Genomic DNA, 25,938 nt, shown 5'->3' with positions numbered 1-25,938 from the left:
TTCGTGTCATAAAAGATACAACCAAGAACATAGAATTTTAAACTATTAAACAATGAAAAAAATTATAGCCCTAACATTTTTAGCTGCTTTTTTAGTAGCGTGTAGCACTGTGCCAATTACGGGAAGAAAAAGATTAAATTTTGTAAACGATGCTCAAATCTTACCTGCAAGTTTTGCGCAATACAAAGGGTTTTTAGAAGAGAATAAATTATCTACAAATACAAAACAAACAAATCAAATAAAACGAGTAGGGAAAAATATTTCAGCAGCAGTAGATCGTTTTATGAGAGCTAATGGAATGACTACAGAAGCAAATGCTTATGAATGGGAATTTAATTTAGTAGAAGATAAAACAGTTAACGCTTGGTGTTTACCTGGTGGAAAAGTGGTGTTTTATACAGGAATTATGCCTATTTGTGCTAATGAAGATGGGGTTGCTGCTGTGATGGGGCACGAGGTTGCTCATGCATTTGCAAAACACGGACAAGAACGTATGTCTACAGGTCAATTACAACAATTAGGAGGAGTTGCTCTAGCCTTAGGTACTCAAAATAGCAAAAATGCTGAAATGTGGAATATGGCGTATGGTTTAGGAACTCAAGTAGGAGTAATGTTACCATTTAGTAGAGAACATGAAACCGAAGCAGATAAGTTAGGGTTAGTTTTTATGATTATGGCAGGATATGAAGGAGAAGAAGCTGCTGAAGTATGGGTACGAATGAGTGAACGCTCAGGCGGAGGAGCTCCTCCAGAGTTTATGAGTACACACCCATCTAATCAAACTCGTATTCAGACTTTAAGAAACTTTTTACCAGAAGCTAAAAAGTTAGCAGCAAAATACAACGTGCCTACGAGTAAATAAGATTGATAAATTATAGTATATTGCAAACCGTTCATGTTATATGAGCGGTTTTTTTTATTAGAATTTATATGTATAAAATAGGAGATAAGAAGCTAATTAACGGATGGGCATTTTACGATTGGGCCAACTCAGTATATTCATTGGTAATTAGCACAGCTGTTTTTCCGTTGTATTATAGCGGAGTAACAGAAGGTAAAATTGTAAGCTTTTTAGGAATGGACTGGGAGCATCCAGATAGTTTATATAGTTATGCATTGTCTTTTTCGTTTTTAGTAGTGGCTTTTATTTCTCCAATATTATCGGGAATTGCAGATTATACAGGAAGTAAGAAAAAGTTTATGAAGTTTTTCTGTACCCTAGGAGCATTATCGGTAATGAGTTTGTACTTTTTTGATGGAATTGATACTGTATGGATAGGTATTTTATTTACTGTTTTAGCAAGTATTGGCTTTTGGGCAAGTTTGGTGTTTTATAATGCTTATTTACCCGAAGTAGCCCATCCTGAACAACAAGATAGAGCCAGTGCCAAAGGTTTTGTATATGGTTATGTAGGTTCTGTAATTTTATTACTCATCAATTTGGCGATGATTATGTTCCCAGAAACTCTAGGAATTAGTGCAGGAATGGCATCTAGAATTTCTTTTGTCATGGTAGGTTTATGGTGGTTAGGCTTTGCTCAAATAACCTTTAAACGATTACCTGGTAATGTGTATAATAAAAAGCCTGAAAAAGATTATATATGGAAAGGGTACAAAGAGTTACAAATAGTGATAAAAGAAGTATTAAACTATCCAACGTTAAAACGTTTTTTAATTTCTTTCTTTTTGTTAAGTATTAGTGTACAAACTATTATTTTAATGGCTGCTATTTTTGGTTCTTCAGAATTAGGCTTGTCGTCTACAAGTTTAATAATTACCATTTTATTAGTACAAATAGTAGCAATTTTAGGAGCGATTTTATTTTCAAGGTTTTCAGAAAAATGGGGGAATATAACAGCTTTAAAAGTAACTATTGTAGTATGGATGTTAGTTTGTTTTTGTGCTTTCATGTTAGATAAATCTCAAGAAAATGTAGCTATTTACTTTTATGGACTAGGTGGTTTACTGGGATTGGTACAAGGGGCTATTCAAACCTTAACACGTTCTACGTATTCAAAATTATTGCCAGAAACAGAAGATCATGCTACGTATTTTAGTTTTTATGATGTTACTGAAAAAATAGCCATTGTTTTAGGAACTGCTGTATATGGAACACTAAATTGGATTACAGGTTCTATGCAATGGAGTGTGTTGTGTTTAGCTATTTTCTTTTTGGCCTCATTTATCATTTTAAGCACACTAAAAAAGACAAAATACGTAGAATAACTAAAAAGGAACTGGAGAGGTAAAACTGACTTGTTTTTTTGAAGTAGGGTGTACAAATGTGATTTTTTCGGCATGTAAATACAATCTATCTGCTTTGTTTCCGTATAAATCATCACCTACAATAGGAGTGTTTAGTCCCAAATTATGTGCAGCATGCACACGTAATTGATGCGTGCGTCCAGTTATAGGATAAAAGTATACTTTTGTTTTGTTGTTTAGAACTTCAACTTTTTCCCAAGTAGTCAATGCTTCTTTTCCGTGTTGGTAACACACAAGTTGTTTAGGGCGATCGTTTAAATCTACTCTAATGGGTAACTCAATTTTTCCTTTATCTTCTTTTAAAATACCATCTAATAAAGCCACATAGCGTTTTTGTATAGTTTTATGAACAAATTGTGCTTGTAAAGCTTTATAAGTTTCTTCATTTTTAGCAACTAAGAGAATTCCAGAAGTTGACATGTCTAACCGATGTACTACTAACGGACCTGTTGCTTTTGGATATAATTTTTGAATACGACTGAACACAGAGTCTTTTATTTCTTTTCCAGCTACCGATAATAACTCATGTGGTTTGTTGATGACTAACAAATCAGAATCCTCATGAATAATTGTAATTTCTTTTTCTTCCTTTAATAGAGCAACTAACGGATTTTCTTCTACAGTCATTCCTCGTAACATATGCGTTAGAATAGGCTTGCATTTACCAGTACACGCAGGATAAAAATATTGATGTTTTCTTATGGAAGTTTTTAAAGGTTTTCCCCACCAAAATTCAGCCATACAAATAGGTTTTAATTGATGATTGTATGCATATTGAAGTAATTTAGGAGCGCAACAATCACCAGCACCAGCAGGAATGTTTTGAGTGGAGTCTGTAAAAATATCTAATAAGTTTTTAGTTTCTCCTTGATAGTTAAGAAACGCATACTTTTTAAATATTTCTTGTTGTGTCCAAGCTGAAAGGTTTGTGCGCTGTTGTTTTAACTCCTGAGCTTGATGTTGCTTTTCTTGATACGTTTTTTTTGATGCCGCTATTTTATCGTTTAAATACACTTCATATTCACGCAAGTAAAACTCTTCATTTATATTTAACTGATTGTTTTGTTGCCCTAGTTTTTTTCTAAGTTTTCTTCGTTGTTTAATTTTTGATTGCTCATCAGCTAAAAGCTTTTTGTGCAGTTGTTGTGTTTTTTGATATGCTTTTTTTGCATCAATAAAACCAGAGGAACTTTCTAGACTTGTTATTTTATGGGTTAACTCATTAAGTCGTTCTTCTGTTGTAAGATAGAATTCGTTTTTATTTAAAACATCAAATACAGGGGGCACAAAATGTTTGTGTTGTGTGCTTTCAGCTAGTTTACCAGAAAATGCAGCTAAATAACCTAAGGTTCCATTTTGATCTTGCACAACTAAGACTCCAAACATTTTTCCTAGTGAGTTAGTATCCTTAGGGTTTTTAATTCCAAAGTTGTGCGAAAAATCAGTTTGATTTGTTAAATATTCTTGTAGTTCTTTAGCAGCTATTTGTGCTAGAGTATGAGGTGAATAATTATAAGGATAATCGAATTTTTTAGGTAATTCAATAGTAGAAACATCCGAAGAAAAAGAAATAATTTTGGTCATAATAAAAAGAAAAAGTGTTGCTTTCACAACACTTTAAACGATTAATCTCTATAAATTTTATCGTATAAGTCTTTATACATTTCTTTGATAATGTTTCGTTTCATTTTCATGGTAGGAGTAAGCTGTCCTCCGTCAATAGACCATTCTTCTTCGGTTAACTCAAACTTTTTAATAGTTTCCCATTTACCAAATTTAGTATTGGCGTAATCTACTTCTTCTTGAATACGCTCTATTACTTTAGGGTTATTTACCAAGTCTTTATTATCTCCAACAGTTATATTGTGCCTAATTGCCCATTCACGAACAAATTCAAAATTTGGTTGAATAAATGCAGCAGCCATTTTTTCACCTTCACCAATAACCATTACTTGCTCAATAAAGCGAGATTGTTTTAATTGACCTTCTAGTAATGGTGGAATAATGTATTTACCACCTGAGGTTTTAAACATTTCTTTGGTACGTCCAGTTATTTTTAAGAAACCATCTTCACATAATTCACCTTTATCACCTGTATGGAAGTATCCGTTTTGTAAAGCTTCAGCAGTTTTTTCAGGATCTTTATAATATCCTTGCATTACATTTGGTCCTTTTACTAAAATTTCTCCATTATCGGCTATTTTAACCTCAACACCATCAATTAATCGACCTACAGTTCCTAATTTAAAACCTCCATTACGCATATCGTTTACAGCAATTACAGGTGAAGTTTCGGTAAGACCATAACCTTCCATTACCGGCATTCCAGCAGCTGTAAATACTCTAGTTAAACGTGGTTGTAACGCGGCAGAACCCGAAACCATTATTTTTAATTCTCCACCTAAAGCAGCTTGCCATTTAGAGAAAATAAGTTTTCTAGCAACATTTAGTTTCTTTTCATACCACCATCCGTTAGCTCCATAAGGTTCGTATTGTAAACCTAACTCAATAGCCCAAAAGAACAATTTCTTTTTAATTCCTGTTAAGTCGGCTCCTTTGGCATAAATTTTATCATAAATTTTTTCATACAATCTAGGAACCGCGGTCATTACATGCGGTTTAACCTCTTGAGCATTTTCACTCAATTTATCAATAGCTTCAGCAAAATAAATCGAGATACCACAGTATTGATATAGGTATAGAAGCATACGTTCAAAAATATGGCACACAGGTAAGAAACTCAATGCACGACCTTGTCCATATACTAATGGTACTCTTTTCTCACTACTTAAAACATTTGATACAATGTTCTTATGACTAAGCATAACGCCTTTTGGGCGTCCAGTAGTACCAGAAGTATAAATTAGGGTTGCTAAATCGTTAGTTGTAATAACATTTTTACGTTCTTCAACTTCATTTTGATTACTTTCGTCTTCTCCTAATTTTAAAACCTCTTTCCAGCTTTTTTCGTCAGTTATATCGTCAAAAGTAAATATTTCTTTAAGTTGAGTATTTGCTTTTATTTGGTTTAGTTTTTCTAGAATAGTTTCATCAGAAACGAAGCAATAAGTAGCTTCTGAGTGATTTAAAATATATTCGTAGTCTTCTTTAGAGATAGTTGGATAGATAGGAACGTTTTGAGCTCCTGTTTGTAATATTCCAATATCACAAACATTCCATTCAGTTCTATTATTTGTTGAAATTACAGCAATTTTATCATTAGGTTGTACTCCTAATCGTAACAAACCTCTACTTATAGCATTGGCTTGTTTAATATATTCATTGGTTGAAATAGATTGCCATTTACCGTTGTATTTTGTGGTAAATGTGTTATCTAAATTATAGTTTTCTTGTTGATAATAAGGAAAATCAAAAAGGCGTGTAATTTCAATCGACATATGTTCAAATTTTTGGGCTCTGCAAAGTATGAAAAATACCCCGATTGCACAAGTTGTAGTTTACTGGTTGATTTATTGAGGATTATATATTTTTTGACACAAACTATTGTATTTTTCTAAGATTATTTTTCGTCTCATTTTTAATGTCGGAGTTAAATGACCCGAATTGATAGACCATTCATCAGGAGTAATTTCAAAGCGTTTTATTTGTTCCCACTTCCCAAATTTTTCATTGCAAATATCAATCTCTTTTTGAATTCGTTTGAGTAGTTTCTCATCTGTAGTAATATCTGCAATTGTATGGTGGTGTCTTTTTGACCATTCTTGAACAAATTCAGTAGCAATTTGAATTAATGCAGCCGGCATTTTTTCACCTTCACCAATTACCATAACTTGCTCTATAAAACGTGACTTCTTCAACTCACTTTCTAAGATAGCAGGAGCGATGTATTTACCACCTGAAGTTTTGAAGATTTCTTTTTTTCGATCTGTAATTTTTAAAAATCCTTCATTATCTAGTTCTCCAATGTCTCCTGTATGGAAATAACCATTTATAACAGATTCGTTAGTTTTTTCTATATCTTTATAGTAGCCGATCATTACATTAGGTCCTTTCACTAAGATTTCCCCATCCTCAGCTATTTTTACAGTTACATTTTCAATTACCTTCCCAACAGTTCCTATTTTAAACCCGTTGTTTCGCATATCGGTAACAGAAATTGCAGGAGAGGTTTCGGTAAGTCCGTAGCCTTCAAAAACTGGGATTCCTGCCGCAGTAAAGATTCTAACAAGCCTAGCTTGAGTAGGTGCGCTACCTGCTAGCATAAACTCTAAATTTCCTCCTAAAGCTTCTTTCCATTTAGAAAAAATAAGTTTTCGTGCTATAGAAAGCTTGAATTCGTACCACCAACCGTTTGCTTTATAGGGTTGATATTGTTCACCTAATTGTAATGCCCAAAAGAACAATCGCTTTTTTAGACCAGATAAGTTACTGCCTTTATCTACAATTTTATCGAAAACTTTTTCTAATAAACGAGGTACTACAGCCATAAAATGAGGTTGAATTTCCCGTAAATTATCTCCAACTTTATCAATACTCTCAGCAAAATGAATTTCAAAGCCCATATATTGACAGTAATAAGAGGCTGCACGCTCAAAAATGTGACAAATAGGAAGGTAACTTATCACTTTTTTTTGATTGTCTTGTAGATTAAGTCTTTTTCCAACAGCAAAAACGTTGCTAACAATGTTATTATGTGAGAGCATAACCCCTTTTGGAGTTCCAGTAGTACCTGAAGTATAGATAATAGTAGCTAAATCAGATGGATTTATAGACTCTTTTAATTCGTTTACTTTTGTTTGAAGAGCTGTTTCGTTACCAAGACTTAAGAAAGAACTCCACCCATAATCTACATCTAATTCTTCAAAAGTGAATACTTTTTTGAGCTGTGTTTGTTCTTGAATTTTGATTACTTTTTGATAGAGTTCATCATCAGAAACAAAACAATACACACTATCGGAATGGTTTAAGATATAAGCGTAATCTTTTTCTGAAAAAGTAGGGTATAAAGGAACATTTACTGCACCAATTTGCATAACTCCAATATCTAACAAATGCCATTTTGGTTGATTTACAGAAGTAATTACAGCAATTTTATCTCCTGGTTTCACTCCAAGATTCAATAAAGCTTTACTTATGATGTTAGTATCTTCAATATATTTTTTAGTAGAAATACTTTTCCATTCATTATTCTCTTTAGAAACTAAGCAATCTTGTTGTGGGTAGTTTTCTAGTTGGTGATATGGGAAATCAAAAAGACGTGTAACTTTTGAAGATATATGCATGTAAATGATTTTGGTGATGCATAAATCTATGAAAATAAAAGAGATAAAAGAAAAATAAAATAGATGTTAGTTGTAAAGTTTACTAACTAGGCTTTTATAGGTTTGACCAATAGGAACCTTATGCTCATGAATTATAATACGATTCCCTTCTATAAACTTTATTTTATCTACAGCAACAATAAATGATTTATGTACTCTTAGGAAATTGTTTTCATCTAAGATAGTTTCATAATGAGAAATCTTTTCGTGGCTTATAATCATTTCATCTATTAAAAATAGTTTAGTATAATTTCCGTAAGCTTCTATAAATAACAAATCATTTAAATCAACTTGATGGTGTTTTTTATCTCCTTTGATAAAAATACGAGTATTGATTTGACTTGTCTGTATACTTTCTTTGTTGATTGTTTTGATAGGTAAAGTGTCTGATACTTTATTAACAGCTTTTACCAAACGATCAAAACTAAAAGGTTTTAAAAGATAGTCTACAACATTGAGTTCAAATCCTTCAATAGCGTATTCTTTGTATGCAGTGGTAATAATGGTTTTAGGTGGATTAGACAGCGTCTTTAAAAAATCCAAGCCTTTTAACTTGGGCATGTTTATATCTAAAAACATAAAATCAACAGTATGCTCATTTAAAAATTGCATAGCCTCCATAGCATTATAGCAGCTTTTTACTAATTGAACATGAGGGAGCATGCTACAAAATTCTGTTATAATTTCATGAGCTAAAGGCTCATCATCAATAATTATATAGTTAAGCATGCTTTGGTGTTTTTAACTGTGTTTTATAGATATTATTTGTGGAACTAATACTTAGTTCATGTTGTTGTTTGTATAGCAAAGATAATCTTCGTTTTAGGTTTTGTAATCCAATACCTTTAGAATTATTGAGTTCACTAGGATCAAAATTGTTTTCTATGTCAAAGTAAATAAAATGAGCATCTTCATATAAATTTATATGAATAAAAGCATTTTCTGCAAGTGTTTCTATACCGTGTTTAAAGGCATTTTCAAGTAAAATAATATATAATAAGGGAGGAATGTTTAAAGAGGTATCGATGTCGTGATTAAAAGTAATTTCTACAGACTTTTTATATCGGATTTTATGTAGTTCGATGTAGTTATTTAGGTATTCTATTTCTTCTGAAATTTTTACTGTTTCTTTTTCTCCATCGTAAATGGTATAGCGCATCATGTCAGATAATTTTAAAATAACTTCTGGTGCTTGAGGGGAATTTTTTACTGTAAGTGCGTACAAGTTATTTAATGTGTTGAAGAAAAAATGCGGGTTTATTTGGGTTTTTAATAGTGATAATTCAGTTTTAGATTTTTCTTTTTTTAACTCTTGTACCCATTTCCATTGTTCAAAAATCCAAAGAAAAAAGAAAATAGGAATAGGCAAAAAGAATATATAAAAAGGGGTTTCTTGTTTTACCTTTAAATAAGCTTCTAAATCACCAGAAAACAATCTGAGATAAAAAAAGTATAAGAGTAATGGAGTGTATAGAAGGGCTATGAATTTCCAATATTTTTTAATGAAGTTAGGCACTAAAAAATAAGCTAATCCGCACCAAAATATTATTAATAAAATGAATGTGATTGGATTATCTGGGAGCTTCATAAAAGAATCAATAACTATTGTAATAAAAAATAGGATAAAAAGAACAGTAATACCAATTACGGCTTTCTTTTTCCTTTTTAAATATTGATAATTATGTATGGGTAATCCTACAACTAACGCCCAAAAAATAATGATTACAATAACCTCAACTGGCTGGTCATTAGGGATATTTAGAACATTTATGTAATCCAATAAAATAAATAATGGAATTATAATTAAAAAGCCAATAAGAAAAGCTTTGTATTTCTTTAAAAAATCAATCATACTTCAAAATTACTCATGTAAAACTGTTTTCACAATTATATTGACAAACACTATTGTTTTTTATACGAATAAGTAGCTTTTTTAGTTGAGTTTTAGTTAGTACTTAAATAAATATTATGTGTGTTAAAAATAAGCTGATATATCATTTTTAATTCATCAGAAAGGTAAGGTATTGGAGATTTGTAGAAAACAAATACCTAACCACATATGAATACATTAACAATTAGAAATCTTACAAAAACATATCCTAACGGAGTTAAAGCATTAAACGGAATTAACTTAAAAATTTCGAACGGAATGTTTGGCTTGTTAGGTGCCAATGGAGCAGGTAAATCTTCTTTAATGCGTACTATCGCTTCTTTACAAGAGCCTTCTTCAGGAGAACTTGTGTTTAACGACTGTAATATTATTAATAAGCCAGAAGAAATACGAAAATACTTAGGGTATTTACCTCAAGAATTTGGTGTGTACCCTAAAATATCAGCCGAAAGATTGTTAGATCATTTAGCTATTCTGAAAGGTATTACAAATAACTCAGCGCGAAAAGAGCAAGTAACTTCTTTATTACAGCAAGTAAACCTCTATCAACACAGAAAAAAAGCGGTACATACATTTTCAGGAGGAATGCGGCAACGTTTTGGAATTGCGCAAGCTTTGTTGGCAAACCCTCAAATAATTATTGTAGATGAGCCTACGGCAGGTTTAGATCCAGAAGAAAGCAATCGTTTTTTAAATCTTTTAAGTGAAATAGGAGAGAATGTGATAGTCATCTTATCTACTCACATAGTAGAAGATGTTAGAAACCTATGCACTAAAATGGCAATATTATCTGAAGGACAAATTATATCTCAAGGAAACCCAAAAGAGCTGGTAGAGAGTATTCAAAACAATATTTGGACAAAAATTATAGCTAAAAGTGATATTGAACACTATAGAAAGACATATGATATAATTTCAACCAAATTAGTATCAGGCGAAACACAAATAAGGGTTTTCTCTGAAGTTACTTTATCAAATGGATTTGAAAGAATTACTCCAAACTTAGAGGATTACTATTTCACTACGTTGTTTCACCATAAAAAAGTCTAGTCTATGTTTAAGAAATTATTACAATTTGAAACGTATTATCAATTAAAACAACGAGCCTTTCCAATATTTTCAATATTATTTTTAGGATTAGGTTATTTTACAGGAAGTCAAGGTTATGCGCCTACTGGAGTAAACTTTAATGCTGTTTATCAAGTTTATTTTCATACAGGTCTTTTTACTTTAGGAAGTGTTTTTATTATTATGTTTTTTACGGTAACTGCTGCCATAAGAGACAAACAGCATCATATGGAGGGCTTAATTTATAGCTCTTCAATAACAAAACAGCATTATTTTTGGAGTCGATTTTTAGGAGCATTTATATTTAGTGTTTTGGCTTTTTCTCCTTTTATAGTCGGCTATATATTAGGAAACTACTTTTCTGGTTTAGATGTAGAAAGGTTAGGAACTTTTAGTTTACTTAATTATATACAGCCTTGGTTTTATATAGTACTACCTAATATTTTTATATGTACTTCTTTAATATTCTCTGTGAGTATATTTACTAAAAATAGCATTGCAACTTACGCAAGTGCAGTATGCATTTATATGTTGTATTTTGTGAGTTCTATTTTTTTAAATTCACCCTTATTAGCCCAATCTGTTCCTGCATCACCAGAAATGATGTCGGTAGCCGCAATAGCAGATTCTTTTGGAATAGCAGCTTTTTTTGAGCAAACTCAGTATTGGACAGCTCATCAGAAGAATACGCAGTTACTTTCTTTTTCAGGATTGTTTTTATGGAATAGAATACTTTGGATAGCTTTTTCTCTTGGAATATTGTTCCTTACCTATAAAAGGTTTTCTTTTAGAAAAATTACGAAGAAAGTAAAGAAACAAAAAACATTAAAAAATAATATAAAACAGCTAACTCCTTATAAAGCAATAGAAGGAACATACAATTTTATAGCACAAATAAAAGGGCTTTTGTCATTAGTACGTTTAGAGTTAAACAGTGTATTTAAAAGTTTACCTTTTTTAGTAATTGTAGCTATGTGGTTACTAATTGTTTTTTCTGAGTTGTATGCAAACTTTGTTGAAGGACGTGAATACGGAGTAAGTGTATATCCATTTACAAATCAACTAATAGAACTTATTACAAATCCGTTAACCCTTTTCGGTCTTTTATTACTAATTTTTTATGGTTCAGAAATAGTATGGAGAGAACATAGCGTAAATTTTAATTTAATTATTGGGGCAACTCCAACTAAAAATTGGGTGTTTTTTGCGGCTAAGTTTATCAGTTTATCATTATTACCCATATTATTAATTGCTTTAGGAATATTTATGTGTATTACTTTTCAAGTTAGTTTAGGTTTTGAAAGTATAAACATTGGTATGTATGCTTCTGTATTTTATTATTATGGTTTACAGCTTATCATATACGCTATGCTAGCCGTGTTTATAAATAGTATAGCTAAAAGTAAGTATGTAGGAATGGGAGCTTTTGGTTTGTTAGTTATAATAAGTATGAAAGCTAACCTTTTAGGTTTAGAACACCCTTTAACAAGTATTGGTTTTATGCCTAGAGTAGCCTTGGGAGATATGGCTATGTATAATAGCAATACTACACAGTTTAATCATTTAGGGTTGTATTGGCTAGGAATAGGAGTCTTATTTGTTTTAATAGCTTTTAAAGTTTGGAATAGAGGAATGGTAAAAGGGTTTTCGTATAAAATAAAGCAACTAAAGCAAGGTTATAACTTAACAGAGAGGATATTACTTTTAAGCTTTTCTTTGTTAGTTATTGGAGCAGGAAGCTTAGTGTTTTACAATACCAATTTTCTTTCAGATTACCATACGAATGATGATAACTTAAATCTTAGTGAAGATTACGAACGTAAGTATAAACATTATCAAACGTTAGAAAAGCTATATCCAGTTTCTCAAAAAACAGAAGTAGCTATTTTTCCGAAGAAAAGAAAGTATACTGTCAAGGCAAATTATGTGTTAAAAAACAAGAGTAATGAAGCAGTATCCAAATTATTAATAACTGAACGAATACCTATAAAACAAATTCATTTAGAAAGAGCTCGTTTATCAACAAAAGATACTACACATGGAGCCTATGTGTTTGAATTTAAAGAGAAACTACAACCCAACGATTCTGTAGCTTATACTTTTGTTATAGAAAAAGAACTAAAAGGATATGAAGAAGACAAAAGTATTGTTAACAATGGTACCTATATAACTTTTAGAAATTTTGAGCCTATTATAGGATATGCTTCTGGATTTGAAATTTTGGATAAAACAGAACGTAAAAAAAGAGGATTACCAGAAAGAGATGAGGATGATAACTCAGATGTGCATATAGCCTTAGAAGATATTAAAATTGAAAAAGTGCGTTTTGAAACAGTTGTTTCTACAAATAAAGACCAAATAGCCATAAGTTCAGGAGATTTAATTAAAACTTGGTCAGAAAACGATAGAAACTATTACCACTACAAATCCAAAGGAAAAATATTACCTATGGTAGCCTATTTTTCTGCAAAATATACAACTAAAAAAGCAATATATAATGGAATCTCTATAGAACAATATTACAACGCTAGTCACGATTTTAATATTGATGAAATAGAGAAAAGTACAAAAGAAACCTTAGCATATTGTCAAGAAAATTTTGGAACGTATAATTTTAAACATGTTCGAATCGCAGAAGTTCCTTCACATTGGGGATTTGGTGGATTTGCACATCCAGGGGTTATTAGTATGACAGAAGATCGTTTATACTTGTCAGATGTTCGTGATGAAAACACCTTTAATTTAGTCGCTAAAAGAACAATTCATGAAGTAGCACATCAATGGTGGGGGCATATGTTAATAGCTAAGCCAGTAGCGGGTGGTTCTTTATTAGTAGAAGGATTAGCGAAATATACAGAAGCCGTAGTGTTAGAAAAGATGTACGGAAAAGGTGTTTTATATGAGTTAGCTGAAGATGCACGCAGGAGATATTTTTTAGGAAGAGCGTTTGGTGAAAACATTGAACCTCCAATTTATAAAGTACAAGAAGAAGGTTATATTTCTTATGGTAAAGCTTATACCGTATTAATGGCATTAAGAGATTTGATAGGGGAGAAGCAAGTTAATGACATAGTAAAAACCATTACACACCGACATCGATTTGAAAGTTCTCCTAAAGCACATACAATAGAATTACTTGAAGAAATATATAAGATTACTCCCAAAGAATATCACCCATTGGTAAATGATTGGTTTAAAAGGGTAATAACTTATGATATAGCTGTAGAAAAAAGTTCGTATAAGGAGTTGCCGGATGGAACCTATGAAGTTAAAGCAACAATAAAAGCGAAACGATTTGAAACACTATCAAACGGAGATATTAAAGAAATAGGGATTAACGAGCCTATTAAAATAGGAATCTTTACAACCCATCCTTTACAAGTAAAAGATAATAGTACTGTGTTGTATTATGAGTCTAAACAAATCAATAAAGAACTCACAGAAGTTTCATTCATAGTAAATGAAAAACCTAGTTATATTGCTATAGATCCTTACGGAACAAGAAATGATGAAAATTTAGTAGATAATGTGATAGAACTTTAATTTTAGTTAAAGTATTTATAAAAAAACTCAAATGTTAATTATATGGCAATCATATTTTTACATTTGAGTTTAAACTTTTTATCAAATGACTAAACATATTACGCTATTACTCACTTTATTTTGGTCCCTCTATTTATTTTCTCAAACACCAGAAAGAAAGGTAACCATAGGAACTAATTATACTATTAAATCAACTATTTTAAATCAAGATAGAGAGATTCAGGTTTATTTACCCGATAGTTATACTACTTCAAAAGAAGCATATCCTGTTTTGTACATTTTAGATGGTCAGTGGTTTTTTACCAATGGTGTAGCTATTCAGAAATCATTGAGAACACCTGGAGCAATTCCAGAAATGATTGTTGTAGGAATAAAAAATGAAAATCCTTTAAGAAGAACATTATTTAATAGAGAGAGACAAAAGTTCACCTCTTTTTTAAAAAACGAAGTAATCAAATTTATAGATGATAAATTTAGAACTACGAACGAACGTGTTATTTATGGTTGGGAGGCTGCTGCATATTATATAAGTAAACTTATTTTAGAGGAAAACGATTTATTTAAAGGAGCAATTATAACGGATGGAGGCTATGCTTCTGAAAAGCTAGTTGAAAATTTTAAATCAGATAGTGATGTGTATTTATACATGGCTAATTCTAAAAGAGATATATATTATATTGAATCTACAGAAGAGTTTAATAAAATATTAAAAAAGCACAATCCTAAAAATTTACTTTGGAAGTATGAGTTGTTTAATGATGAGGTACATGAAACAATGCCTCATTTAGCTATGTACAAGGGAATCATGTATTATTATCACAACTACGATTCATTGGTGTTTGAAAGTATTGATGCCTATGAAAAAGCAGGAGGAATCCCTTATCTAAAATCTTATTTCAAAGAAAGAGCTAAACGTTTTGGTGGTGACGGAAAAATAGATAATAGTACAAAAAATGCATTGATTTGGTTAGCATGGAAACGTGATAACTTTAAATACTTTAGTTTTTTTATGGAAGAATTTAAAGACGTTTTAGAAACCAATAGATATAAAAGCGCATACTGGCAAAACAGGCTGGGGCAGTTTTATTTAAAGTATAAGGATTATAAAAATGCCAGTAAGTATTTTGAAAGAGGTATAAAAGATTATCCAAACTCTCAATTTGACGAAGTTATGAAAGAAGGCTTACAAGAAGCAAAGGGCAAATTGTAAATGAACCTTATAAAATTTAAAATGCCTCACTTTTGAGGCATTTTTGTGTTAAGCATTTAAAAAATCTTTCAATTCTTGATAGGAACTAATTTGTATAGCTTCTTTTTGTTTGTCTATTACAGATGCTATTTGTGGTGGAATTTCAACAGTTACATTTAAAACTTCTTCTACAACATCTAAAAACTTTACGGGATGTGCTGTTTCTAAGAAAATTCCATACTCGTTTTGTAATTCGTGTTTTTTCAAACCTAAATACCCAACAGCTCCGTGTGGATCTGTAATATAGGTTGAGGTTTTATAGATGTTCTTCATAGCGTCACGAGTTTCGTCATCAGAAAAAGAAAAAGAAGAAAATGCAGCTTTTAAAAGCGCTAAATCGTTATTGAATAATTCTTGAATTCTGATAAAATTACTCGGATTTCCAACATCCATGGCATTAGAAATGGTCGCTTTAGAAGGTTTAGGTTGATATTCACCACTAGCCAAATAATTAGGAACAGTATCATTTACATTGGTTGCAGCCACAAAATGCTTGATAGGTAAGCCTAGTTTTTTCGCCATAATCCCTGCGCAAATATTCCCGAAATTTCCACTAGGTACTGAAAAAACTACTTCTTTATGTTGCTTATAAACTTGTTTATAGGCAAAGAAAAAGTAAAACATTTGGGGTAACCAACGAGCAATATTAATAGAGTTTGCTGAGGTTAACGTACGGTTGATTTCAGCATCTAAAAAAGCAGTTTTAACCATATCTTGACAATCATCAAAAACACCATCAACCTCTAAAGCAGTAATGTTTTGTCCTAAAGTAGTCAATTGCTTCTCTTGAATATCACTTACTTTTCCGCTAGGGTAGAGGATGACCACATCTACACCTTTCACTCCTAAAAATCCATTAGCAACAGCACCTCCAGTATCGCCTGAAGTAGCTACCAATACGGTTACTTGTTGATTTTTATCGCGATTAAAGTACCCCAAGCAACGAGCCATAAAACGAGCTCCCACATCCTTAAAAGCCATGGTTGGTCCGTGAAATAATTCTAGTGTACCGATATTTTCTTCAATAGATACCACAGGAAACTCAAAATTGATGGTTTCTTTGATGATTTTTTGTAAAATGCCTTGCGGAATTTCATCACCTACAAATTGTTTAATGGCTTCATACGCAATTTCTTCATTAGAATACTCATCAATGTTTTCAATAAATTCTTTAGGTAATGGAGTTATGTTTTCAGGGAAATACAATCCTCTATCAGGAGCTAATCCGTTTACTACAGCTTTTTCAAAGCTAACGTTAGGTGATGTATGATTGAGACTATAATAGTTCATAATTTCGTGTTTGTTTTTCACTTCGACTACGCTTAGTGAACATTTAATATTAGTTAGTTTCTAAAATTTTAATTCCTTCTGTGTTGATTTTTGAAAGAATCATGTTAAAATCAATTTGTTTGTCTTGATACGTGTTTTGAATGGTTTTATAAACGTTTTCGACAGTTGCATCCCCTTTACATAAAGTGAAAATTGTAGGGCCTGAACCTGAAATTCCTGCTCCTAAAGCTCCTGCTTTAATTGCTTGTTGCTTCACTTCATCAAAATGAGGAATCAGATGTTTACGAGCAGGTTCAACAATGATATCTGTTAAAGAGTCTGCGATTAATTGATAATCGTTGGTATACAATCCACTAATCAATCCGCCAACATTCGCCCATTGTGTAACCGCATCTTTTAAAGGAACTTCTTTCGGTAATACCTCTCTAGCGTCTTTGGTTTTTACTTCAACTTGAGGATGGATAGCCACCACTCTTAAATCAGCAGGAACAGGAATTTTTACAATACTTAAAGGTTCGTAACTACGTACCAATGTAAAACCACCATAAATAGCCGCAGAAACATTATCAGCTATTGGAGTTCCGCAAGTGGCTTCTTCTCCTAACATCGCAAATTGAGTTAATTCAAGCGGAGTGAAGCTATTTCCTAATAACTGATTTACACCAAACGCAGCTCCCGCAGCACTGGCAGCGCTGCTACCTAAACCACTTCCTGGAGTATACCCTTTGTGAATCGTAATATCAATACCAAAATCAACTGGATGCTGTTCTAACATCGCTAACGTAACCACTCCCGCAGCATTTACTTGTGGATTCGATGGCAAATCAGCCCCAGTTATTTGGGTAATTTTGACTCCTTTTGTAGTTGTTTTGGTAAAAGTCATGGTATCACCAACAGTTTCGAGCGCTAAACCTAAAGCATCAAATCCGCAGGAAACATTGGCAACAGTTGCAGGTGAAAATATTTTTATATAGTTCATTTTTATATATTATTTCCAATTCGTATGACATCAGCAAAAATTCCAGAAGCAGTTACTTCAGCACCTGCACCGGCTCCTTTTATTTGTAGTGGATTTACAGGATATCTATCTGTAAAAAACAAGACAATGTTGTCGCTACCTTCTAAATTATAAAAAGGATGATCAAACGGAATGTGTTGTAGGCCAACACACGCTTTTCCATTATTGAATTCAGCAACATATTTTAAACGACAATTTTTATCGGCAGCTTCTTTATATAATTGTTGAAATTGTGCCTCAAATTCAGTTAAAGAAGCATAAAAATTATCATTATTAGTAGTTTTTAAACTCTTTTCAGGTAAAAAAGCATTGTTTTCAATATCTGAAAGTTCTAGTTCATAACCACTTTCACGTGCAAGAATTAATATTTTTCGAGCTACATCAACACCACTCAAATCAATTTTAGGATCTGGTTCCGTGTATCCTTGTTCTTGTGCTTGTTGTACGACATCATGAAAAGAAATACTTTCATTAAAATTATTGAAAACAAAGTTTAAAGAACCCGATAAGACCGCTTGTATTTTATGCACTCGATCACCAGAAGCAATTAAGTTTTTAAGCGTATCAATAATAGGTAAACCAGCACCCACATTGGTTTCAAATAAAAATGGTACACTGTATTTTCGTGAAATGTGTTTTAACTTTTTATAATTGTTGAGTTCAGAAGCACAGGCTATTTTATTGCACGTAACTACCCCTATATTGTTGGCTAAATAGTGTTCATATACTTCAGAAACTTTTTGATTAGCCGTATTGTCAATAAAAACTGAATTACGAAGGTTCAACGCTTTTGTTCTTTGGAAAAAAAGCTCTAAAGAACTTTTTTCTCCGTTTTGTAATTGTTCTTTCCATGATTTTAAGCTGATACCACCTTCATCAAAAACCATTTGTTTAGAATTGGAAATCCCTACAACACGTACATTCAGTTTTAACTGTTCTTTTAAGTATTTTTTCTGCTGGTGGATTTGTGCTAAAAAGCGTTCCCCAACATTTCCTACACCCGTAACAAACAAGTTTAATTGCTTTATATTCTCTTCAAAAAACTGTTCGTGTAGCGTATTTAATGCTTTTTTGGCATCTGAACTATTGATAACAGCAGAAATGTTTTTTTCCGAAGCACCTTGGGCAATGGCACGAATATTTACGTTGTTTTTGCCTAAAGAACTGAACATTTGTCCGCTCAAACCTTGGTGATTTCTCATTTTATCACCTACCAAAGCAATAATTGCCAACCCTTGTTCTACAATAATCGGGTCTATTTTATGACGCTCTATTTCAAAGGCAAAAGCTTCGTTAATTTTTAAGGCTGCTTTTTCAGCATCTTCATCATAAATCCCTACACAAATAGAGTGTTCAGAAGAAGCTTGCGTAATTAATACCACATTGATATTATGTGTCGATAATGTTTCGAATAAGCGTTTAGAAATGCCAGAAACACCTACCATGCCACTTCCTTCTAAGGTTAATAGCGTAATATTTTCGATATGAGAAATTCCTTTTACAGGTTTTCCGTTTTCGGTAATTTTAGAAATGAGTGTTCCTACATTTTCAGGTTCAAAAGTGTTTTTTATACGGATAGGAATTTCCTTTTCCAACACCGGTTGAATGGTAGGAGGGTAGATAACCTTTGCCCCGAAATGTGACAATTCCATGGCTTCTTGATACGAAATATGTGGAATAGGAAATGCCTGCTTTACCATATGCGGGTTTGCAGTGTACATTCCACTAACATCTGTCCATATTTGCAATTCATTAGCATTTACAGCAGCCGCATAAATAGCTGCAGAATAATCGGAACCTCCACGTCCTAAAGTAGTCGATTTCCCTTCTTTTGTACGAGCTATAAATCCAGGTAACAAAGTTACTCGGTGCTTATTATTGCCAAAATACTCCTTACAATTCACGTTAGTCACTTGAAAATCAACTTGGGCTTTATCAAAAGCATTGGAAGTGATGATTAACTCTCTACTGTCTTTATATACGACATCCAGTTCTCCACTGGCTATGCTTGCAATAATGTATGAAGATAATAGTTCACCAAAACCACTAATGGTAGCTAGGGTTTTAGGGGTAATTTCGTTTAGTAACAAACAACCTTCTAACAAGGTTTTTAGCTGTTTTAAAAGCGATGCTATATACGTTTTAACTTCTTCTTGCTGATTTTCAGGGACTAATTTTTCAATTACTTCAAAATGTAATTGCTCAACTTCTTGGTAGTTGTCAAGATAATTAGCATTGTTTTGAGCAGCTTGTTCTGCCGATGCAATGAGTTTATTTGTTGTTTTACCAAAGGCAGAAACCACCACAATAAGTGGACTGTTTACAGACATATTGGCAATGATTTGTACTACTTTTTCTATGTTTTGAGGGTTGGCTATTGAGGAACCACCAAATTTTAAAACGTTCATTTTAAAATGAATAATAAATTAAAAATAAGATTTTTTAAGCTATTTATCTGTTTTCAAGTCTTTTGAAAAAATAAATATATACGGAAATGATATGTAGAAAAATAACCCCTAAAGGGTTGTAATAATAATTGTAGTTGTTGTGCCAACAAAAGAAGCCGTAGTTACAGCTGGAATAGAAATGATATGTCTTTTGTTATTTAACATTGAGCCAAATGTATAAATTATGTTCTAAAAAACAAGAAAAGTTGTTGTTTTTTTGTTAAAAATAAAACTTTGAGTGTTTTTAGTAGAATTTATGAAGCTAACATTAATTATTTTGTTTTTTCTTTTTAATGTAGTGATAGATGTAATGAAAAGGTAGTGATAGAAAAGCTCCGATAGTTGAAGCTACTCCTAAATACAATAACAAAATAATAAACTCACCTAAGCCTGTACAAAAACTACATTTACCAGATATATATTTTTCATGCCATATAATTATAGCAATGATATCAGAGAAAACAATACCATATGTCACATGTGTACAACCAAAATTATCACTTTTTTTATTCATGTTAATTTTTTTTCTCTTTTTCGGAATATGATTTATACTCAGATAATTTTTTGTAATTTTTAGGTCGTATGGCATAAAAACCAGCAAAGGATTTATCAGGATAAGTTTGTCTTGGTAATTGTTCTATAAAAAAAACTTCGTCGCTACCACCTAATTCTTTAGGTATTTGATATATATTCATATCAGCATTAAACCCCATGGCACCATAACGTCTAAATTTTAAGATATCCCCTTGTGGTAAATGTAATTCGAACATGTAATAACCAGAGGAAAAACTAATAGGGTTTAAACCACTACTTTTTTGTTTGTCCATTTCTACATATTCTGATAACTGTAGGGTTTTGTTTTCTAGTAAGTTATCAAAGACCTCAGGAATTTTTACCATACGTACTTCTTCGGGAGCTATTTTGGAAGGGTATTTTTCATATACCTTGGAGTCGAACGTTTCTGGAGTAAATAGTTTTTTATCATATAAAAACTTATACCAATTATTTTCTACTTTCATATAGTAACTCCAAGAAGACTCGTAAACATAAGAAGCTTTGTTATACAATTCATCGAATTTTATTAACCAACTTTTCAAATCTCTTTTTTCATTATAGGTTAAAGGATCAATGTAGTTTTGTTCTTCATCATTTCCATTTATCAACCAATTGTTATAATTATCCATATGCCACATAGTACCATCCGTTAAGGTTTCATATAGCAGCCCTTCATCCAAAATATTTCCAAAAATATCAAGCTTAAGCCTTTTATATTTAAAGTTTTGTAGCTTTTCATTTTTGCCGATTAAAGACACTAAATATTGTTTTTTTTCAAAAAACATTTCATATACTATCGTGTTAGAGTCTAATATTTTTAACACTTCATAGTTTTCTGAGCCTTGATGTTTATGTAAATCCTGATATTCTATATATTCTTTTTCCATTTTTTGTATAGCTTTTTTCTTTTCTAAATAATTACAACTGGTTAACAAAAGCAAACAAATAGCGCTAATTTTTGTTCTTACTTTCATCATATAATTTAGATTCATAACTTTTCTTTTTGTGTACGTATGCCTTAATAACATTATTTATATATTCTGTGTCAGCAATAGAAGAATCGATCAGCTTTTTAATTAGCTTTGTTTCCACTTCTGTTTTTTCCTGTTCCCTTTTTTGTTCTTCTGTTAGTTCTGAACCATCCTTATTATTCTTATAGACCATTCTGTAGAATTTATCTTTTCCAGCATTCTTTATACGTTCAAATATAGAAGTATTACCGTACTGGTCATTAAAACTCCCACTATTGTCTTGTAATAATTTTGTGTGTAAAATATGTCCTACAGGAGCAAAGTGAGCATATAAATCAGCACTTTGTAAGGGAGCGTATTGTAGTAGCATATTTTGATAAGTTACATAGGCTAAATTGTATAGAATGATAGCATACTTTTCGTCGCTAGAATATCTCCATTTACGGGTGAGGTGTTTTGGTACCTTAATAGGAGTTTTAAAATGTCCTTCAAACAAATTAGTAAGGTTAGTTTTAATCGTTTTATTGTTATAACTAGCAATTAGTTTTTTATATAACGCTATTTTTTTATGATTGTTTTCTATAAACGTGTAAGTCCCAATTAAAAGATCACCAACAGCACTTGCGGTAAATTTATGTTTTGTATAGTTCTGGTAGCTTGATTTAGCTAGTTTGAAGGCATTCATAGCTACACCCCAACGTATGACTACTCTACTATAACCCTTCCAATGTACACCGTGTATTTGTTGATTTATAGTGGGGGAGTCTAGCTTTTCTAAAGCATCGTAATCGTAACGTTCTTCAGCTACATAAGGAGGAATAACTACATAGCCACTTTCAGCTCCATACATAGACAAATCAATGATTTTTTTATTTTGTTGTGTTTGGTAATACGAAGGAATACTATCTTGTTTATGAAAATATTCAGCACTAAATAACGTTTTATCTCTTTTAGGGTGACAGGCACTTTTTATTTCTGGTATATCTCCATCTATAGTTACTAAATCACCTCTGTCGTTCGGAAAAGTAAATTGTACAGCTCTACTCTTATAAGCGTTCCAATCGTAACAAATAGCTTTTACATGTTCAAATAAACCTCGTTTGTTAAAAACCTTTTTATATTTGGGACTATACAATTCAGAAATAGCACTTAAAAATTTATGTCCGCTATCTTCATTTTTTCCTCTAAGTACAGCATTTTTGTAAACCATGTACTCTTGTGTTTTTTTCTTAATAAGACTATCGTAGTTTTTTCCATACAATCCTTTAGGTTGATGCACTCCTAAAAAAATGGTATTTATGGCTACTTTTTTCCATCCCATTTCGTTAGCATACTTAATAATACCCAGTTTTACACCTGCTGCCATACAAGCACCTTGACTATGACCAACAATAGTTATGGGTTTATAATGTGGAGAATAGCTTTCTATTTGTGGAGATTCTTCTTTTTTAGCATCAACCTTTTCTTTTTTGATGAGCTTCCAATTATAACGAGCCCATTCATAGCCTAAAGCAATACCATGATCAACTCTATGTGCTCCGCTACTTCCTAGCCCATGTGAACCATTAATGTAGTGTACTCTACCTTCTGCATTAAAGTATTTGGCGTAGGTTTTTGTAGCTTTGTAGTCATTAGCAATATCATTCCAGTAACCATAATATTTACTTTCGGGAGTTTTAAAAATTAACGTATTAGGATTTCTAAACTTTTCTTCAACAATTTTTCTAAATTTACTTTTGTGGAGGTCTTTTTCACGTTGTTCTGCAGTATAATAATCATCATGATCAGTACGTTTATATTCATTAGTGTTTTCACCTCTTGAGGTGAACCAACCTGGTTTATCAGGGTTTAAATCCATTATAGCATTCCAGTGTGATTCGCTGTTTGTTTTAAAGTCGCTTAAATAACCATTTATAAAAATAATTTCACCTTGTAATTTTGGGAGTTCTTTTTCTTTTTTTTCTTGCTCTTGTTGCTCAGCAAGTTCTTTTATTTTTTGTTGATTGGCTTCAGCTTGTTTAAGCATTTTTGTGTTACCAGTAAAAGCAGCCCCAATTCTGTCTTTAAAACTAATATCAGGAAATGGAATTTGATCAATAGGCATCACTACAGTTGATTGTGGGGAGCTACTACTAACAAGAACATTATTCTCACCAGAAGTAATAGTTCCCCCATGTGCAGTCATATCACCTATACATGCTATAGGTTTACCATTAGCAAGAATGCTTGGGTTTCCAGTGACTATAGTATCCATACCTACATTACATGTACAGATGCTACCAATAGTTGCCACAGGTTTACCGTTAATTAAAATGTTTTGCTCTCCTTGGGTAACAGGTCCTCCAACATGAGGTGTAGACCCACTACACATTGGACATTGGTGATTACTACCTAAAGTTACAACTGGTTTTTTAGACATAGCTTTTTATTTTTTGCGAACTAAAATAATAAAAAAAGTGTTAATTATCAGTTGTTTATGTTTTTTTAGTGAGGTTATTTGTAGAGCCAAAAAAAGAAACCATGGTTACAGCTAGAAAAGTAATGATATATCTTTTGTTCTTTAACATTGAGTTAAAAGCATAAATAATGTTCTAAAAAACAATGAAAATACTTTTAGCTTATTATATCCTAAGAAAAAAAATAATAACATAGTAGAGAAAAGTATTAACTAATCGTAACGAGATAATAACGACCCATGCCGTGATGTCTTCGGAGCACGCCGTAATATTAGCGACCCGTGCCGCGGTGTTAACGGAGCATGCCGTGGTATTAGCGACCCTTGCCGCGGTGTCAACGGAGCATGCCGTAATATCAGCGACCCGTGCCGTGGTGTCAACGGAGCGCGCCGTAGTATCAGCGACCCGTGCCGTAGTGTCTTCGGAGCACGCCGTGATATCAGCGACCCATGCCGCGGTGTCAACGGAGCATGCCGTAATATCAGCGACCCATGCCGTGGTGTCAACGGAGCATGCCGTGATATTAGCGACCCAATAACGGGAGTATTCAATAAAGTGTGTCAACTTATTTTTGGTTTTCTAAATAAGGTATCAGAGATTGTTAATAACAACTAAAACTACTTTTAGTATCTAAATAGTTGAGCTTATGGGATTCCGTAAGCATATATGTGTGCTTTTTTTTAGGTTTGCAGGAATTGTATAATTAATTAACAAATAACAATAATTCGTTGATAACTTTATTTTAGGTAAAGTGTTGGTTTTTATACATTTGATAGTTTATGAAAAAACTAAACCTTGTATTATCCTATGCTTTTGTCGGGATAAAAGAACTGAAGTTTGAGATAAAACGAGTTAGCCACAATTAGAATAGACTGCCAATGGAAAAAGAGTACATTACATTAATAACAGCTTTAGGCGCACCATTTTTAGTTTTAATAGGTGGATTAATTACCTGGTTTTTTAAATCACGAAAAGAAGAATTACAAGCTATAGAGGAAAGGGCTTTGGAACGCAGAATTCAGACATATAACACTTTACTTCATCCATTAATTGTAATGTTTGCAAATAAGTCAAATCAAAAAATGAAAGATAAAGCAATTACGGAGATTGGTTCTGTTGAATATCGTAAAGCTGGATTTAACCTAATAACATTTGGTTCAGACGAAATGGTAACGGCTTATAATAATATGATGCAAAGTTTTTATAAAAACGAGTCTGAATCAAATCCCAAATTGACTATGAAAAAATTTGCTCAATTTTTATTAAGTGTAAGGAAAGATGTATATAACAAAAACACAAAATTAAAAGAATGGGATATGCTAAAATTTATGATAACCGATATTGAGAAATTAACAGACTAAATAATAATTGATGGTCGAAATCGAAAAAAATCTATTTATTGGCGATCTTATAAACTATCAAGAATTACAATTCGATTCTGAATTCTACTTTGTTCAAGCTTGTAAAGAACCTTGCCATAGAAAAGCCCTAGGCTATAGAGGAAGAACACCAGAAAAAAATCATCCTGAATATCTAATTGCTTATCGAGAAAGGAGAATCATTTTAAATATGATTGACCCACCAACTGGGAAATATTTCGAAAATATTCTATTCGAAAAATCTTTGGAATTCATCAATGAACAATTAGAGAAAGGCAATAAAGTTCTTATCCATTGCAATCAAGGAGTGTCACGTTCACCTAGTATTGGTTTATTATATTTAGCAACTAAAGGCAAAATAGAGAATCAAAGTTTTGAATTGGCTAAAGAGGATTTTCAAAAGATTTACCCTAATTATCAACCAAGTGGAATAAGAGAGTTTTTAACGGAAAACTGGTCGCATTATATAAACTATGCCCAATAAAGTGTCCTATGAAAAGTACTAGTTTAGTTATATCTATTTT

General features: G+C 32.1%; 18 protein-coding genes. 7 read left to right on the top strand and 11 right to left on the bottom strand.

Features of this window, described 5'->3' with window-relative positions; genetic code table 11:
* The first annotated feature begins 52 nt into the window (after nucleotides 1–52).
* Both ABMY20_RS05910 and ABMY20_RS05905 read left to right on the top strand, forming a co-directional pair.
* Nucleotides 53–862 carry a M48 family metallopeptidase gene (locus ABMY20_RS05910; protein ID WP_239179568.1) on the top strand — a complete coding sequence of 270 codons (810 nt, stop codon included), beginning with the start codon at nucleotides 53–55 and terminating at the stop codon, nucleotides 860–862.
* A gap of 68 nt (nucleotides 863–930) precedes the next feature.
* On the top strand, nucleotides 931–2,226 hold the full coding sequence (locus ABMY20_RS05905; RefSeq protein WP_159495138.1) for an MFS transporter: 1,296 nt from the start codon (nucleotides 931–933) through the stop codon (nucleotides 2,224–2,226).
* Here ABMY20_RS05905 and ABMY20_RS05900 read toward each other — a convergent pair whose 3' ends face one another.
* The 5 genes from ABMY20_RS05900 to ABMY20_RS05880 form a co-directional block, all read right to left on the bottom strand.
* Entirely contained in the window at nucleotides 2,227–3,849 is a 1,623-nt protein-coding gene (locus tag ABMY20_RS05900; RefSeq protein ID WP_349264845.1) for an RluA family pseudouridine synthase, read from the bottom strand. It lies immediately after the preceding gene.
* A gap of 41 nt (nucleotides 3,850–3,890) precedes the next feature.
* Complete coding sequence (locus tag ABMY20_RS05895; RefSeq protein WP_349264844.1) at nucleotides 3,891–5,663, bottom strand: AMP-dependent synthetase/ligase; 1,773 nt, start codon at nucleotides 5,661–5,663, stop codon at nucleotides 3,891–3,893.
* A gap of 72 nt (nucleotides 5,664–5,735) precedes the next feature.
* Nucleotides 5,736–7,508: a long-chain fatty acid--CoA ligase gene (locus ABMY20_RS05890; RefSeq protein WP_349264843.1), complete on the bottom strand. Its 1,773-nt coding sequence runs from the start codon at nucleotides 7,506–7,508 to the stop codon at nucleotides 5,736–5,738.
* A gap of 66 nt (nucleotides 7,509–7,574) precedes the next feature.
* Nucleotides 7,575–8,276 carry a response regulator transcription factor gene (locus tag ABMY20_RS05885; protein WP_349264842.1) on the bottom strand — a complete coding sequence of 234 codons (702 nt, stop codon included), beginning with the start codon at nucleotides 8,274–8,276 and terminating at the stop codon, nucleotides 7,575–7,577.
* Entirely contained in the window at nucleotides 8,269–9,399 is a 1,131-nt protein-coding gene (locus ABMY20_RS05880; RefSeq protein ID WP_047787838.1) for a histidine kinase, read from the bottom strand. Before ABMY20_RS05880 ends, ABMY20_RS05885 begins: the two co-directional genes overlap by 8 nt.
* A gap of 207 nt (nucleotides 9,400–9,606) precedes the next feature.
* Between ABMY20_RS05880 and ABMY20_RS05875 the strand changes: the two genes are divergently transcribed.
* From ABMY20_RS05875 to ABMY20_RS05865, 3 genes are all read left to right on the top strand, one after another.
* Entirely contained in the window at nucleotides 9,607–10,488 is an 882-nt protein-coding gene (locus tag ABMY20_RS05875) for an ABC transporter ATP-binding protein (protein ID WP_159495142.1), read from the top strand.
* Nucleotides 10,489–10,491: 3 nt separating this feature from the next.
* Entirely contained in the window at nucleotides 10,492–14,049 is a 3,558-nt protein-coding gene (locus ABMY20_RS05870) for a M1 family aminopeptidase (RefSeq protein WP_349264841.1), read from the top strand.
* Nucleotides 14,050–14,134: 85 nt separating this feature from the next.
* Nucleotides 14,135–15,259 (top strand): alpha/beta hydrolase-fold protein, encoded by a 1,125-nt coding sequence (locus tag ABMY20_RS05865; protein WP_349264840.1) that lies wholly within the window; start codon nucleotides 14,135–14,137, stop codon nucleotides 15,257–15,259.
* Nucleotides 15,260–15,307: 48 nt separating this feature from the next.
* On the opposite strand, the gene thrC is transcribed toward ABMY20_RS05865, so the two are convergent.
* From thrC to ABMY20_RS05835, 6 genes are all read right to left on the bottom strand, one after another.
* Nucleotides 15,308–16,588 (bottom strand): threonine synthase, encoded by a 1,281-nt coding sequence (gene thrC / locus ABMY20_RS05860; protein ID WP_349264928.1) that lies wholly within the window; start codon nucleotides 16,586–16,588, stop codon nucleotides 15,308–15,310.
* Between the two features lie 49 nt (nucleotides 16,589–16,637).
* Nucleotides 16,638–17,567, bottom strand: a complete 930-nt coding sequence (locus ABMY20_RS05855; RefSeq protein ID WP_349264839.1) for a homoserine kinase — start codon at nucleotides 17,565–17,567, stop codon at nucleotides 16,638–16,640.
* A 2-nt stretch (nucleotides 17,568–17,569) separates the two neighbouring features.
* Nucleotides 17,570–20,014, bottom strand: coding sequence for a bifunctional aspartate kinase/homoserine dehydrogenase I (gene thrA / locus ABMY20_RS05850; protein ID WP_349264838.1), 2,445 nt, complete (start codon nucleotides 20,012–20,014; stop codon nucleotides 17,570–17,572).
* 307 nt (nucleotides 20,015–20,321) lie between these two features.
* A complete protein-coding gene (locus tag ABMY20_RS05845) occupies nucleotides 20,322–20,567 on the bottom strand; it encodes a hypothetical protein (RefSeq protein WP_159495147.1) in 246 nt (81 codons plus the stop codon).
* A gap of 1 nt (nucleotide 20,568) precedes the next feature.
* Nucleotides 20,569–21,600, bottom strand: a complete 1,032-nt coding sequence (locus ABMY20_RS05840; protein WP_349264837.1) for a hypothetical protein — start codon at nucleotides 21,598–21,600, stop codon at nucleotides 20,569–20,571.
* Nucleotides 21,560–23,998: a PAAR domain-containing protein gene (locus ABMY20_RS05835; protein ID WP_349264836.1), complete on the bottom strand. Its 2,439-nt coding sequence runs from the start codon at nucleotides 23,996–23,998 to the stop codon at nucleotides 21,560–21,562. The genes ABMY20_RS05840 and ABMY20_RS05835 overlap by 41 nt, the downstream gene beginning before the upstream one ends.
* A 915-nt stretch (nucleotides 23,999–24,913) precedes the next feature.
* Here ABMY20_RS05835 and ABMY20_RS05830 point away from each other — a divergent pair.
* Nucleotides 24,914–25,396: a hypothetical protein gene (locus ABMY20_RS05830; protein WP_349264835.1), complete on the top strand. Its 483-nt coding sequence runs from the start codon at nucleotides 24,914–24,916 to the stop codon at nucleotides 25,394–25,396.
* Between the two features lie 10 nt (nucleotides 25,397–25,406).
* Entirely contained in the window at nucleotides 25,407–25,898 is a 492-nt protein-coding gene (locus ABMY20_RS05825; protein WP_349264834.1) for a dual specificity protein phosphatase, read from the top strand.
* Nucleotides 25,899–25,938: the final 40 nt, after the last annotated feature.

The organism is Tenacibaculum sp. SSH1-16, assembly GCF_040104435.1.
GTDB classification, from domain to species: Bacteria; Bacteroidota; Bacteroidia; order Flavobacteriales; family Flavobacteriaceae; genus Polaribacter; species Polaribacter mesophilus.
Note: the sequence above shows the minus strand (reverse complement) of the source record. Positions and strands in the feature narration are given on the sequence as shown.